The following is a 14,490-nucleotide window of genomic DNA, read 5'->3' as shown; positions in this document are numbered from 1 at the left end:
ACCCATATTTGAAAATGGTTTTCGTTAATTAGTAGGAGAAAACTTACAATGAAAAAGCCAAATCAAAGATTAAGTAGAAAGCTTAAAAACTCAGAACGGAAGCTTTTCTTGCTTATCAACAAAACAAAGATGGTGGATTATCATCAAGCTCGTCCCATGCATTACTGCAACAGCTTTAAAATGTTAGAAGATAGAAGAAATTCTAAATCCGAATAAATTATTTTAAAGGAGGAGTTTTAAATGGGGAAAAGTAAAAACAACTAAACCAATGCAACTGGAGTTAGTCAATATGCAAATCAAGTAGGTAATATTGAACAGTCCTCAAGAGAAGCAATCTATATTTTAAATTCAAATGAAGTCACCGTAGCTACTACCGACACACAAGTTGTAGTTTGTCTATAAGTTCGCCCTGCAAGTAGCCATTGCAATAGTCATTCAAATATCCATCGCTAATAGTGATCGTGCTGCACAAGTTACAGAAGATTTACTCGGTTATTCCCAAATTAATCAGGCAAATCGTCAGCTAATTGGTATTGATTGATTTTATAATGTCACTGTTACTACAACAGATACTGTAGCTGCCTCTATTCATGTACTACTTCAGATTCTTATAGCACTAGTTGGCCAACTAGATATTTTGTAAGAGTAAAGTGTTAAAACCTGAGATATCTCACAATTAGTTTATGCAGCTTTTAGTCTTATGACACAATAAATTTCAGAAATGGCAAGAAGGCATTTATACCTCCTTGCCATTTCTATGTAGATTTTCAAAAAAAACTAGTGAGCATTACTATGTAAAAACGTCTTCCTTTTTTTCCTTAGATATTTAAACAATTTAGTTATGATAATAGATAACACCAAGATAAGAAGGTAGTTTAAGAATAGATAAAAGTAATTCATTCCTTTATTTAATTGTATTATATCGACTGAAACTAACAATGGTTTTACAATAAATGAGAAAATTCCACTTAGTATTACTCCATAGAAAAATACATTTTTATTACGGTTTAAACACCATTGATATAAAAGCATGAACGCAACAGGAACCAATGAAGCATCTAAAGCAAAGTTTACTGGCATTATTGGTATTGCCTGAAAGGGGTAGGTAACATATGAGGTTCTCATCGCAATTGCATCCGAATAAGTGAACCAAGTATGTATATTAAATCCATAAAATCCTATATGAAATGCTTTACTTTTATCTATCGCGAAAATAACAATAATAAGCGGAATAATTAACATAAATACAATAGCCCAAAATTGCCATGTTTCCCAAGTAGAGTAATCCTTCCAATATTCCAACCACATTTTAACCAATTTGTCTTGTTGTTTAAGAATGGATTCTAACTGATTTGATTGATCTTCTGTCACAACCAACACTCCTATATACCAAAGTTATTACTTGGCTTAGTATCTCTTTACTACTTTCCTTTATACCATATGACAATCCAAAGATAGTAATTGTTTTTATGACAAGTTAACGCTTCATTAATAATTTTAAAAAAATCACTAATACTATCTTTATTGGATTTTTGGAGGGTTGCAAAATGGAAACAAACTCATCAAATTATGAAAAAGTATTGAAACAAATGAAAGAACATCAAAAAAACAAAAAGTTAGTTTCTTCGGAATTAGGAGATTTGTTTGCGAACTACCTTGGAGACTCTTTGTTCAGTTGTGTTTTCCAACATCATCTTCAAGTGGTAGAAGATGATGAAGTGAAGGAATTTTTGAAATATGCATTAGATACTTCAAAAAAACACTTGAATACCATTACAGATATATATATCAAAGAAGGTATTCCAGTACCTGTTGGCTTTGGGGAACAAGATGTTCGATTGGATGCTCCTCGACTTTTCAGTGATATTTTTATGGTCTTCTATATTACAGAAATGTCGAGAGCAGGACTGATGACTTATGGGAGTGCCCTTTCAAGCGCATCTAGATATGACATCATTGATTATTTTGACATGTGTATACAAGATACTATTACAACATATAAAAAAGGGTTACATTTATTACTTTCTAAAGGATTTGATATTGTTCCTCCGGCTATTCCTTATCCAAAAAAAGTTGATTTTGTAGAAAATGATTCGTTTATTTCCGTTATTGCGGGTAAGTCCAGACCGTTAACAGCATTAGAAATCAAACATCTTCAAGTTAATATAAATACAAATACACTCGGAAAGGCTTTTATGCTCGGATTTAGCCAAATCGCATCATCAGATAAATTAAGAAAGTATTTTCAAGAAGGTGCTCAATTAGCGGACAAACAAATTAAACAACTAGGAAAGGTTATGATGAATGAAAACGTCCCATCTCCCAAACTAATGGATGAACACCTTACCGACTCTACTACACCGCCATTTTCAGATAAATTAATGCTATATCATGCAGGCCTTGCGAATGCGATTGGAATGCAAAATTATGGAATTGCAGTTTCTAAAATTATGAGACACGATATCCATCTTCAATTTGTAAGACTCACTTCTGGAATAGCTAAATATGCCGATCAAGGGTTAAATATGATGATTGATTACGGTTGGTTTGAAAAACCACCCACTGCTGCTGATCGTAAAAAGCTTGCTGATCGGTCTACAGGAAGTAATCCAAAAGATTAATATACATTCCGAAGCTTCAAAAAAAGGGAAGAGTGGGACCGATGTATTTCTTACCAAAAAGGTATTGGACATGCACCAACTTTTATAGGAAGAAATATTTATATAATTATTAAAACTCCCGTTATATAAACTAATCATTACTAAATGGACGAGATTACCATTAAGTATTAGAAAATATATACCACAAAAAACTGTTTGACATACTAATCAAATAACGATATAGTATTAATAATTTCAGACCGAAAGATGATTATTTTAATTTCGTCATTTCTATTGAACTTTAGCATTTCGTTAACACCTCAAGTGCTGACCTAATGAAAAAGTATTCTTTAAGCGATAAGAATTAAAAGTAACATAAATCGGTATATTCCTTTATTAGTTAGTTTAGGAATATACCGTTGTTTTGTTGGAAAGGAAATCTCATGAATAAAACTAAAGGGTTTATTGAAGCAGAAATAAGCAAAGCGATTACGCAATGGGAAAAAGATTTCCTAGGACGTGGTTCCGTCTCTGTAAAGACTGATATTTTAAGGGATATGATTATTGTTAGTTTACAAGGAGTTCTTACTCCTGCTGAGTATTGTGTATGCGAAACAAAAGATGGAATCCTTTCAATCAAGAAAATAAGATCTAATTTGGTAGAAATCGGAATAGAAAATTTAAACGAAATAATTAATGAAATAACGAATGAAGATGTTCGAAGTTTTCACACTGATATTAGTACACTCACAGGTGAACGAATGATGGTGTTTAAATTATCAAGCGATTACGAGAAGAAGTTTACAACATCATAATATAGGGAGATCTTAAATAGCACATAAGCTAGTTAAAGATAAACCGACAATTGTAGTTCAAGTAGTGAAAAACACTTGAATACTCAATTGTCGGTTTTTTTTTATGGATAGTTTTGAGGAGGAAGCATCATGTCAGAAATCATATTAGAAAATCTATTATCACCCGTTGTTTTATTTTTCATATTGGGGATTATCGCTGCAATATTCAAATCTGATTTAAAGTTCCCGGATGGGCTTAGTGAAGGACTAAGTATCTATCTACTTATCGCAATTGGTATAAAAGGTGGGATTGAGCTTTCTCATTACTCAATTGAATCAGTTGTGGCTCCTATACTTGGGGCATTATTTTTAGGAATCATCATTCCGTTTATTACAATTTTTATTTTAAAGGTTATTAAATTAGATTTAAAAAACTCAATTGGATTAGCAGCTACATATGGTTCTGTAAGTATTGTCACCTATGGAGCTGCCATCTCTTTCCTAGAAAAGAACGGAACTGCTTATGAAGGTTTTATGAATGCGTTAGTAGTATTAATGGAAAGCCCCGCAATCTTAGTTTCTATTTTATTACTTAAGGTTATAGAAAATAAGAAGATTATGCCTGTTATGTCTTCTCAAAATATCGGATTTGTTCCAAATTCAGTGAATTTAATTGATAAGGAAGTAATTAAAGAAAGCCTTTTTGGAAAAAGTATATTACTACTACTGGGAAGTTTGATGATAGGTTTAGTCCTTGGGGAACGTGCTGTACCTATGGTAAAACCTTTATTTATGGACTTATATAACAGTGTTTTAATCCTTTTCTTGTTAAACATGGGATTAATTGCTGGTCAACGTATATCTGAAGTAAAAAAGCATGGCTTTAAGCTTTTGCTTTTCGGATTAATAACTCCCTTACTATTTGGATTTATAGGCATTGCTGTCGGAAACGTTGTAGGTTTGTCCTTAGGAGGTACAACATTGATGGGAGTCTTAGCGGGAAGTGCCTCTTACATTGCTGCTCCAGCTGCATTAAAAACTTCAGTACCAGATGCAAATCCTTCAATCTATTTAGGTTTATCTTTAGGTGTTACTTTTCCTTTCAATCTTATTATTGGAATACCTGTGTATTATGAAATAGCAAAGTTGATACAGTAACGGGATATAACTGGTGTTAATTTATTAATATCACCGATATACATTTTTTGAATAGTGAACAGTATTGGTATAGTCATCATGGTCATCTATTTTATTTCCTTTTAAGTTTTTACCAGATAAATTAAATAATTGATTATCTAAACTAGTCCAACAATATTCTACATTTAAAACCGTCCTACAATGAGGACGGTTTTAAATTAAGCATATACTTCTTCATTCTGTGTACCAAAAAACTTCTTCATTGCATAGAATACATCGGATTTGTTTTTTAGTACGTAATAATTGAATTTAGGATCTTCCATTTGCTTAAACACTTGCATTAATGTGGAGTGGCGGTTATATTGATTGACTTCACCATAGCCAAACATACTAGAACAATCAATTAGTTCCTGAACAAGTGAGGCACATCTTTTGTTATCGGAAGTAAGATTATCACCATCCGAGAAATGAAATGGATAAATGTTATATCGATCTGGAGAGTATTTATCATCAATTAACTCTAATGCTTTTCGATATGCAGATGAACAAATCGTCCCTCCACTTTCTCCTTTATGGAAAAATGATTCTTCATCTACTACTTTTGCTTCTGTATGATGCGCAATAAATTCAATTTCTACCGTTTCATATTTGGATTTCAAGAACCTATTCATCCAAAAGAAAAAACTTCGTGCCATATATTTTTCGAATTGTCCCATCGAACCGCTTGTATCCATCATTGCTAGCACAACAGCATTTGATTCTGGTTTTTGGATGTCATCCCACGTTTTAAACCTTAAATCATCTGGATAAATTGGATTGAATTGTGACTTTCCATCCATTGCATTTCGTTTGAACGCTTCTAGCATTGTTCGTTTTTTATCAATATTCCCATGTAACCCCTTTTTACGTACATCTCTGAACTCTACATCTGTTGTAATGATATTATCTTTTTCTTTCTCCTGTAAATTAGGAAGCTCCAATTGATTAAAAAAGGCCTCTTCCAATTCTTCAAAAGATACTTCAGCTTCATAATAATCTTCCCCTGGCTGATTACCTGCTCCTGGGCCCTTACCAGCACCTTGTTTAGGCTTCCCATCTTTGGCAACAACATCACCCACATTGCTACTCCCGTCACCTTGGCCAGCATGCTTATTTTTATCTTGACTATAACGGATTTTATACTCATCTAGTGAACGGATTGGAATTCTAACTACATCTTTCCCTCTCGACATAATGATGTTTTCTTCGCTTACTAAATCGGGGAGTTTCTTTTTGAGGACATCTTGTACTTTGTCTTGATGGCGTTTTTGATCATCATACCCTTTTCTATGGAGGGACCAATCTTCTTCTGAAATCACAAAACTTTTGGAATCAGTCACTAATTCCCCTCCTTTATTTGTTTAATCTATTATATGCAAGCAAACTTTATTTGATTAAACATTTTGAAAAGTCAGATCTAAACATCGAAATAATATTCTAAAAATTATAACTTTATCCTTCTTTATATAGTTGTTACTCAACAATATCACTCTTACTTTTCTATCAAATCTAATTACTTGGCAACCTTCAGAGAACTTTAGATACAATAAAACCAATTGCAATTGGAGCAACTGGTTTTATTAGAAAACTGAACGGACGGGGTAACAAGTGAACAATTAGTGATAAAACAACAGTAACTCCTGATAAATAGATTATAAGTTTATTTTTATTTTTCATTTACTTCTCCTTTAATCCTTTAAATTGCGTTTTCCGACTATACCTTAATATCATTCGACTAAAAACGACAAAAAGCGTTAATCTAATTAAATATTAGATTAACGCTTTTGACTATAAATTGCTAAATATTATCCCTCAAGTAATAAATCATACGGGTCTTCTAATAGTTCTTTAATCCTTACTAGGAACTGTACTGCATCTTTACCATCTACAATTCTATGATCATAAGATAGAGCAATATACATCATAGGTCTGACCTCAATAGAGTCATCAGGCATTGCAATCGGTCGTTTTTGTATCGTGTGCATTCCTAATATCCCGACTTGCGGTGTATTTAAAATTGGTGTGGAAAGTAATGATCCAAAAATACCACCGTTTGTAATCGTGAATGTTCCACCTTGTAAATCATTCAATTGTAATTGTTTGTCTTTCGCTTTCTTTCCTAAATTAGCAATCTCAGATTCAACGCCAGCAAAGTCTAAGCGGTCAGCATCACGAACAACTGGAACTACTAGACCATCATCTGTAGAAACAGCAATACCTATATCGTAAAATTTCTTTAGTACAATTTCATTATCTTGAATTTCCGCATTTATATTTGGAAAATCTTTTAGTGCCCCTACAACAGCTTTTGTAAAGAAGGACATAAATCCTAGTTTTACACCATGTTTATCTAGAAACTTTTCTTTACGTTGGCTACGTAATTTCATTACTGCAGTCATATCAACTTCATTAAATGTCGTTAACATCGCCGCTGTATGTTGTACTTCTACCAATCGATTAGCGATTGTTTGACGACGACGTGACATTTTAACTCGCTCAACCGGTTTATCAAATTCTGTTTTCTCAGAAGACTTGGACTCAGTTTTTTCCTTCTTCTTTGAATCACTTTGTTTTGAGGCTCCTTTAGCATGTGCGTCAACATCCTCAGGGCGAATTCGACCTAACGGATCACGTGGATAAATATCACTAAGATTGATTCCTAATTCACGTGCACGTTTTCTCGCTGCAGGAGAAGCAACTACTTCATCATTTTTACCAGCTGTTTTTTGATCTACATTAGATGTTTCAGTTTTTTCTTTCTTTTCATTGTTTTGTTCCTTTTGTTCTTTCGGCTCTTCTTTTTTATCAGAATCAGAGCTTGCCTCTTTCGTTTCCCCTGCAGATTCATCAGAAGAAGTATTACCACCGGATTCTCCATTTTCATCTACTTTTGCAACAACGTCTCCAACTTCAACGTCGTCTCCTTCTTCTTTTAGCACTTCACCGATGACACCGGTATAATCCGAATTAACTTCTACATTAACTTTATCCGTCTCTAATTCTAAAATCGGATCACCTTTTTGTACGTGATCACCCTTTTTTACAAGCCACTGAGCAATGGTGCCTTCTGTTATAGATTCTGCTAACTCTGGGACTTTAATTTCCTTCACTGGAATCTCCTCCTTTAGACAGTTCTAAGGCTTCTCTAACTATTCTATTCTGTTCTGTTTTATGAATGTTTGGTTCTCCTACTGCTGGAGAAGAACGTTCACAACGACCTATATAGTCTAGCTGTATTTCCCCATTTAGTAGTTTAAATAGTGGCTCTTTAACAAAATTCCAACTACCCATATTTCTTGGTTCTTCTTGTACCCATACCAACTCTTCAAGGTTTGGACAACCTTTTATTACTTTTTCAATTTCTGCTAGAGGAAATGGATAAATTTGCTCTAATCTCATTACATGAATCTCATCGTGATTATTATCAGAATTACTCATCGCTTCCTCGATATCTACCATTACCTTTCCGCTACCAATAATTAATCGCTTAGCTTTTTTATTTGTTTTTGGCAGTCCTGGTTGTGGTATTAACGATTTAAATTTACCTTCTGTAAATTCTTTTGCTTCAGAAGCAACACGTTGATTTCTTAATAAGCTTTTTGGCGTCATCACAATTAGCGGTCTCGCTGAATCACTGTCAACAAGTGCTGCTTGTCGTCTTAATAAGTGGAAATACTGCGCACTAGTTGTTACATTCGCTACAATCCAGTTGTTTTCTGCAGCAAGTGTTAGAAATCGTTCGATTCTGCCACTTGAATGCTCTGGTCCCTGTCCTTCATGTCCATGAGGAAGGAGGATAACCATATTAGACTTTTCTCCCCATTTCGCTCTACTAGCAGCGATAAACTGATCAAATATTACCTGGCCTGCATTGGCAAAATCACCAAACTGCGCTTCCCAGATAACTAATGTTTTGGGTGCTTCCACACTATAACCGTACTCAAACCCTAAAACACCCGTTTCAGATAATGGACTATTATGAATATCAAACGATGCTTTTGCCTGCTCAAGTCCATGCATTGGGCAATAACGTTCGCCTGTTTCAACATCGTGTAACACTAAATGACGATGCGCAAAAGTTCCGCGCTCCGTATCTTGACCAGTTAATCTAATTGGAATGCCGTCTTGTAATATAGAAGCATAAGCTAAAGTCTCGGCAGTTGCCCAATCAGCTTTCACGCCATCTTCAAATGCTTCCCCACGCTTTTTCAAGATTCTTTCTAACTTTTTAAAGCTATTAAATCCATCTGGTCGCTGCAACAATCCTTGGTTTAAAGCTTTTAACTGATCTAAAGGTACAGCAGTTTCAATATCATTTAAACCATTCCGAAGTGCTTTTGGAACTGGTTTAGCCTCTGCTTCTCCTGTACTGTTTTCTTTCATGTTTGCATAAATATCATTCAGCTTTTGATAAACTGCATCTTTCATTACTTCTAAGGCGTTTTCATCAATAATACCTTCATTTTGTAATCTTTCTGCATAAATCGATGCAACAGTTAAATGATTATCTATATCTTTATATAATTGCGGTTGTGTAGCTCTTGGCTCATCCATTTCGTTGTGCCCATATCTACGATAGCCGACTAAATCAATTAAAAAGTCCTTCTTAAACTTCATCCGATATTCGTAAGCAAGTTTCACCGCTGACACACAAGCTTCTGGGTCATCAGCATTCACATGTACAATTGGAATCTCAAAGCCTTTTGCTAAATCACTCGCATATCGTGTTGATCTACCTTGTACTTGGCTAGTTGTAAATCCGACTTGATTATTTGCAATCAAATGAATCGTACCGCCAGTACTATAACCAGGTAAAGCACTCATATTTAATGTTTCAGCAACTACACCTTCTCCGATAAATGCTGCATCACCGTGAATCAAAATACTAAGTGCTTTATTAATACTTTGTTCCGGATATCCACGTTTAAATCTAAAATCTTGTGCCGCTCTAGTAAAACCTGCAACCACAGGGTTTACAAATTCCAGGTGTGAAGGATTGTGTGCTAATGTAATGCGAGTAGGTGATGGCTTTTCTTCTCCAGCTTTCCTCTCTGCACCAAAATGATATTTCACGTCACCTGTCCATCCGTAAGTAATCGCTTGTGATCCTGCGGATGGGAGCAACTCTTTGTCTGATGAATGATGAAACTCAGAGAAAAGTTTATCAAATGGTTTACCAAGTATATGGGTTAAAACACTTAAACGTCCTCTGTGTGCCATCCCCATCAGTATATTTTCAGTCTCGTCATAGAACGATAGCTGAACAATTTGATCGAGCATTGGAACCATCATTTCTAAACCTTCAATGGAAAATCTTTTTTGCGCTACGAAGGTTTTTGCAAGAAAGTTTTCAAAGCCTTCTACATCTGCTAACTTTTCTAATAGCTGTTTTTGTTCTTCTGAATTAAAACTAACTTTATATGACCCTGTGTCAACCTTAGTCTGAAGCCATTTACGCTCTTCATCGTTGTTCACATGATCATACTCAAAAGATATTGTACCTGCATAATGCTCTTTCAATAACTGGATAGCATCTAATGCAGTCTTCACATGACTAGGTGATTTTTCCCAAATTAAGTCAGAAGGAATCGCTTCCAAATCATCATTCGTCAATCCATATGTTTTTGGATCAATTAGTGGTGATTTTCGATTTTTATCTAGCCCAACAGGATAAATATCTGCTTCTAGATGACCATAACGACGAATAGCCTCAACAAGTTTCATTGCAGAGGTAAGCTTCTTTATGTCTTTAGTTGATGTTGTGTACGATACAGTCTTTTCATTCTTCCCTGTTTGGTCTAGCCATTCTGGAGCACCGTGATCATCGAACATCGCTCTGATGGATGCATCAACTGCTTCCGGGTTCTCCAAGTATGTGTCATATTGTTCTTCTAAATACCCCATGTTTGGACCATGAAAATTTTTCCAGAATCTTTCACTAGATTCTTGCTGTGTCACGTCTTATACCCCCATTAGAAGTTCACTTTCTTCTATTTTCTTTCCCATCCATAATCATTATAGAATTACCGTTTAACTACATCAACTAATATACCCTATTTTCCATACAGAAACAACAACTTAATATTGATAATTCAAATGATTTCGCCAACTTAATTTATATCAATAAAAAATATATGTACAGAACATGTGTAACTCCTTATACAAGATTCCTAAAGAATTACACTCACTACTAGTCCCTGACAAGAATTATTGTTTTTACTAATCGCATTATTCGCAAAAATTGTTGTTTTTCAACCATAGAACTTGATACAAAATCTGCACTAACCCTAACGCGATATATTTTCTTTTCAGGATGACATATGGTCAGGCACTGCGGAAATTCACTACGCTTTCCACGGGCTTGCACTGAGCCTCGTAAATCGCAAAGAACGCTTCCTTGAAAAAGAACAACGCTTTTTCTGCTGCGATGTCATTTCACTGGAGCTTTCCTTACTCTGTGGGGTCTCATCGTCTTCTCTGTTCCCGTAATAAGGAAGGCTTCTTAGAACAACATCTCACGCAGAAAATTGTTTTGTATTTTCAAGGAGTCTCCGTGAATTTCCTTCGCTAGTATGATTTATTTAAAAACACGCAATAAATCCTCCTTGAAATGTAGATTTGTTATTAGAATTCAACTAATAGATTTAGTTTGAAACTAGAATGCGTAGACTCCTACCGGAACAGCGCGGGTTGAAGATCCACTCAGAAGTGAACTTCTTCTGAGTTAGCTGAAGCCGTGTCCGTGGAAAGCGGAGTATTCTGCCGGAACGGATTCTTACCATGTAATCCATTGAATCGGAAATATAAAAGTTAAGAATACTTTAGTTCAGACTTTATATTTATTTTTCATAAACAACAAACTTTTCGAAAACTGCATTATAAAAAGGTGATCCCGGAAAATTTAGGATCACCTTTTAGACCTATCTATTCAATAAACTTCCGACATACCTTAGTAATTCGTTTGCAGATGCTGAATTATACCCATATTCATCGACCAACGTAACAACAACTTCATTTATTTTTTTCAATTGTTGTTCATCTGGTGTTTTGGTTGAAGTAGTAATTTTCACTACATCTTTCAAGTCGGCAAATAACTTCTTCTGAATAGCTTCTCTTAGTCGTTCATGTGATTGGTAATCAAATTTCTTACCTTTCCGTGCATAGGCCGAAATTCGGATTAATATTTCTTCACGAAATGCCTTTTTGGCATTTTCAGAAATCCCTATTTGTTCTTCGATTGAACGCATTAACTTTTCATCAGGATTCATTTCATCACCGGTTAACGGGTCGAACATTTTCGATTTATTACAATAAGCTTCTACATTGTCTAAATAATTGTCCATTAACGTTTTTGCAGATTCTTCATACGAATAAACAAACGCTTTTTGCACTTCCTTCTTTGCCAATTCGTCATATTCTTTCCTAGCGGTGGAAATAAAATTCATATACTTTTCCTTGTCATCTTTTGAGATGGAAGGATGATCTTCTAGCCCATCTTTTAAGGACCTAAGCACGTCGAGTGCATTAATTGTGGTCATCTCTTTTTTTATTATTGTAGAAGATATTCGATTTATAACATAACGAGGGTCAATTCCACTCATACCCTCATCATTAAATTCTTTCTTTAATTCTGTTACATCAGCATCACTGAATCCTTCTACATTTTGACCGTCATATAGGTACATTTTTTTAAGTACACTTAAATTCCCACGGTCTGATTCCTTAAGACGAGTAAGAATGGTGAACATCGCCGCAACTCGTAAGGTGTGTGGTGCAATATGAACATCTTTTATGTCACTTTCACTAATCATCTTTTCATAGATTCGTTCCTCTTCTGTTACCATTAGATTATAGGGAACAGGCATAACAATCATACGAGAATGAAGTGCTTCATTTTTTTTATTGGAAATAAATGAACGATACTCTGATTCGTTTGTGTGGGCTACAATCAATTCATCAGCAGATATAAGTGCAAATCGACCAGCTTTAAAATTACCTTCTTGTGTCAAAGATAATAGATGCCAAAGAAATTTTTCATCACACTTTAACATTTCTTGAAATTCCATCATACCTCGATTCGCTTTGTTTAATTCACCATCAAAACGATAAGCTCTCGGATCTGATTCCGATCCGTATTCTGCAATGGTAGAGAAGTCGATGGAACCAGTTAAATCCGCTATATCTTGAGATTTGGGGTCAGATGGACTAAACGTACCAATTCCCGCTCGCTTATCTTCTGAGAAGAATACGCGTTCTACCATTACATCTTCAATACGACCACCATATTCTTCTTCTAGCCGCATCATATTAAGTGGTGACAAATTACCTTCTATCTTTATACCAGTTTCGTCTTCAAAATCGGCTCTTAAGTGTTGTGGAATAAGGTGAAGGGGATCTTCATGCATTGGACATCCTTTAATTCCATAAACTGCACCTTCATCTGTTAGGGTATATTCTTCTAATCCCCTTTTTAGTAATGAAACTAAGGTTGACTTTCCACCACTAACTGGACCCATTAACAATAAGATACGTTTTTTAACATCAAGTCGTTTTGCTGCAGGGTGAAAGTATTCTTCAACAAGTTTTTCCAACGCTTCTTCCAAGCCGAATAATTGATTTCCAAAAAATTTATAGATTTTCCTCCCATTCACTTCTTCTATACCCTTATGTTTAATCATATTATATACCCGTGAATGGGCAGATTGTGCCAAATAAGGGCGTTCCTTAAGAAGTTTCAAATAGTCCTCTAACGTACCTTCCCACTTCAGTCTCTCTTGGTCCTCTCGATAATCTTGGACCTTTTTTAATATATCCATAGGCGACCTCCCAAAAAATGATATGACACAAGCTGTTTACTATAACCTATGTCGCAACTTAAAGGAAAATGAGTAGATTAATCCTATTTCGCATTTTGCGTTTTTTGATTCATTAAAAACCTATTTTTATATAAGGTGTAAATAGTTGTCTAGGTTCTATATATATGCATGACATGTTTAGTTGTTTATCGATTTTAGATTTCTATATTGTAATCTTCACAATTGACCTTAAATTAGGTATAATGAATTTAGTCTACATATAAATTTGGGCAAATACTGAAAATCATTTGAAATTTACATACTTTTATAATGAATAAGCAATTATAACTTGAAAGGCTTTAATGAGGAGGTAATTAAGTGGGAATTGTATTAGTCCTAGGTGTTGGTGTTGTATTTTTAGTGTCTATCTTTGCTGCTGGCTATGATACGGACAGTATTTCAAAAAAATAAGTATTGTTTTTTGACACATGGGAATAGATCCATGTGTTTTTTGTTTGGTGAATTTATCTTAGTAAATTTAATAGAAGGCAAAAAAGCCCCAGAAAGTTCTTCACTTTACGGTGGCTTTTTAAATAGAGAATTTTTAAATAAAAAAAGTACTGCTATGAAAACAAAACTTTCTAATGTAATCCTGGAAATCCTTGTTGTTTTAACACATCATATACAATAATAGCTGCTGTGTTTGACAGGTTTAATGAACGCACTTTATCATTAGACGCCATGTGAACCCGTAAACACTTATCTTCTTTTCCTTCTAATAATTCTTTCGGAATTCCATTTGTTTCCCTGCCAAACACAAAAAATAAATCCTCGTCTGGGTTACTAAAATCATAATCGGTATAATATTTTGTTCCGAAGTTTTCAATATAATAAAAATCACCCATTGGATTTGCCTCGTATAACTCTTCTATTGAATCATAATAACGTATATCCGTATCATGCCAATAATCAAGACCTGCTCTTCTCAACATTTTATCTTCTGTAGAAAACCCTAGCGGCCTAATTAAATGTAAAACCGCATTTGTTGCTAGACACGTACGGGCTATGTTGCCAGTATTTGCAGGAATTTCTGGTTGAAATAGTACAATGTGTATGGCCATTCTT

General features: G+C 34.7%; 11 protein-coding genes and 2 pseudogenes. 6 read left to right on the top strand and 7 right to left on the bottom strand.

Annotation, left to right across the window (positions count from 1 at the left end; translation table 11 throughout):
• Positions 1–48: 48 nt before the first annotated feature.
• From QQS35_RS08135 to QQS35_RS22905, 3 genes and pseudogenes are all read left to right on the top strand, one after another.
• Positions 49–216, top strand: a complete 168-nt coding sequence (locus tag QQS35_RS08135) for a hypothetical protein (RefSeq protein WP_285931451.1) — start codon at positions 49–51, stop codon at positions 214–216.
• 75 nt (positions 217–291) lie between these two features.
• Positions 292–402: pseudogene (locus QQS35_RS22910) on the top strand (spore coat protein); the annotation flags it as partial.
• A 157-nt stretch (positions 403–559) separates the two neighbouring features.
• Positions 560–643: pseudogene (locus QQS35_RS22905) on the top strand (hypothetical protein); the annotation flags it as partial.
• Positions 644–777: 134 nt separating this feature from the next.
• On the opposite strand, the gene QQS35_RS08130 reads toward QQS35_RS22905, so the two are convergent.
• A complete protein-coding gene (locus QQS35_RS08130) occupies positions 778–1,371 on the bottom strand; it encodes a CBO0543 family protein (protein WP_285931450.1) in 594 nt (197 codons plus the stop codon).
• A gap of 176 nt (positions 1,372–1,547) precedes the next feature.
• Between QQS35_RS08130 and QQS35_RS08125 the strand changes: the two genes are divergently transcribed.
• The 3 genes from QQS35_RS08125 to QQS35_RS08115 all read left to right on the top strand — a co-directional run bounded on the left by QQS35_RS08125 (position 1,548) and on the right by QQS35_RS08115 (position 4,552).
• A complete protein-coding gene (locus QQS35_RS08125; protein ID WP_285931449.1) occupies positions 1,548–2,621 on the top strand; it encodes a DUF3231 family protein in 1,074 nt (357 codons plus the stop codon).
• 422 nt (positions 2,622–3,043) lie between these two features.
• Positions 3,044–3,415, top strand: coding sequence for a DUF2294 domain-containing protein (locus tag QQS35_RS08120; protein ID WP_285931448.1), 372 nt, complete (start codon positions 3,044–3,046; stop codon positions 3,413–3,415).
• A 129-nt stretch (positions 3,416–3,544) separates the two neighbouring features.
• A complete protein-coding gene (locus QQS35_RS08115; protein WP_285931447.1) occupies positions 3,545–4,552 on the top strand; it encodes a sodium-dependent bicarbonate transport family permease in 1,008 nt (335 codons plus the stop codon).
• 197 nt (positions 4,553–4,749) lie between these two features.
• Here QQS35_RS08115 and yhbH read toward each other — a convergent pair whose 3' ends face one another.
• The 6 genes from yhbH to QQS35_RS08085 form a co-directional block, all read right to left on the bottom strand.
• Positions 4,750–5,910, bottom strand: a complete 1,161-nt coding sequence (yhbH, locus tag QQS35_RS08110; protein ID WP_285931446.1) for a sporulation protein YhbH — start codon at positions 5,908–5,910, stop codon at positions 4,750–4,752.
• Positions 5,911–6,097: 187 nt separating this feature from the next.
• The gene (locus tag QQS35_RS08105; RefSeq protein ID WP_285931444.1) at positions 6,098–6,247 is read right to left on the bottom strand and encodes a hypothetical protein; all 150 of its coding nucleotides are present in this window, start codon (positions 6,245–6,247) and stop codon (positions 6,098–6,100) included.
• A gap of 128 nt (positions 6,248–6,375) precedes the next feature.
• Positions 6,376–7,680 carry a 2-oxoglutarate dehydrogenase complex dihydrolipoyllysine-residue succinyltransferase gene (gene odhB / locus QQS35_RS08100; RefSeq protein ID WP_285931442.1) on the bottom strand — a complete coding sequence of 435 codons (1,305 nt, stop codon included), beginning with the start codon at positions 7,678–7,680 and terminating at the stop codon, positions 6,376–6,378.
• On the bottom strand, positions 7,667–10,528 hold the full coding sequence (locus QQS35_RS08095; protein ID WP_285931441.1) for a 2-oxoglutarate dehydrogenase E1 component: 2,862 nt from the start codon (positions 10,526–10,528) through the stop codon (positions 7,667–7,669). The genes odhB and QQS35_RS08095 overlap by 14 nt, the downstream gene beginning before the upstream one ends.
• Positions 10,529–11,490: 962 nt before the next feature.
• Positions 11,491–13,386 carry a PrkA family serine protein kinase gene (locus QQS35_RS08090; RefSeq protein ID WP_285931440.1) on the bottom strand — a complete coding sequence of 632 codons (1,896 nt, stop codon included), beginning with the start codon at positions 13,384–13,386 and terminating at the stop codon, positions 11,491–11,493.
• Between the two features lie 620 nt (positions 13,387–14,006).
• Positions 14,007–14,486, bottom strand: coding sequence for a tRNA (cytidine(34)-2'-O)-methyltransferase (locus tag QQS35_RS08085; protein ID WP_285931439.1), 480 nt, complete (start codon positions 14,484–14,486; stop codon positions 14,007–14,009).
• Positions 14,487–14,490 lie beyond the last annotated feature (4 nt).

It is taken from the genome of Aquibacillus rhizosphaerae (genome assembly GCF_030282825.1).
Lineage (GTDB): Bacteria > Bacillota > Bacilli > Bacillales > Amphibacillaceae > Aquibacillus_C > Aquibacillus_C rhizosphaerae.
The sequence above is the reverse complement of the archived record's forward strand: the minus strand, read 5'-3'. Positions and strand labels throughout refer to the sequence as shown.

What these genes read in the sequence shown, in the direction of transcription:
- QQS35_RS08135 (WP_285931451.1), top strand. Translation starts at nt 49, where the DNA reads ATGAAAAAGCCAAATCAAAGATTAAGTAGAAAGCTTAAAAACTCAGAA.
- QQS35_RS08125 (WP_285931449.1), top strand. Translation starts at nt 1,548, where the DNA reads ATGGAAACAAACTCATCAAATTATGAAAAAGTATTGAAACAAATGAAA.
- QQS35_RS08120 (WP_285931448.1), top strand. Translation starts at nt 3,044, where the DNA reads ATGAATAAAACTAAAGGGTTTATTGAAGCAGAAATAAGCAAAGCGATT.
- QQS35_RS08115 (WP_285931447.1), top strand. Translation starts at nt 3,545, where the DNA reads ATGTCAGAAATCATATTAGAAAATCTATTATCACCCGTTGTTTTATTT.
- QQS35_RS08105 (WP_285931444.1), bottom strand. Translation starts at nt 6,247, where the DNA reads ATGAAAAATAAAAATAAACTTATAATCTATTTATCAGGAGTTACTGTT.
- QQS35_RS08090 (WP_285931440.1), bottom strand. Translation starts at nt 13,386, where the DNA reads ATGGATATATTAAAAAAGGTCCAAGATTATCGAGAGGACCAAGAGAGA.
- QQS35_RS08085 (WP_285931439.1), bottom strand. Translation starts at nt 14,486, where the DNA reads ATGGCCATACACATTGTACTATTTCAACCAGAAATTCCTGCAAATACT.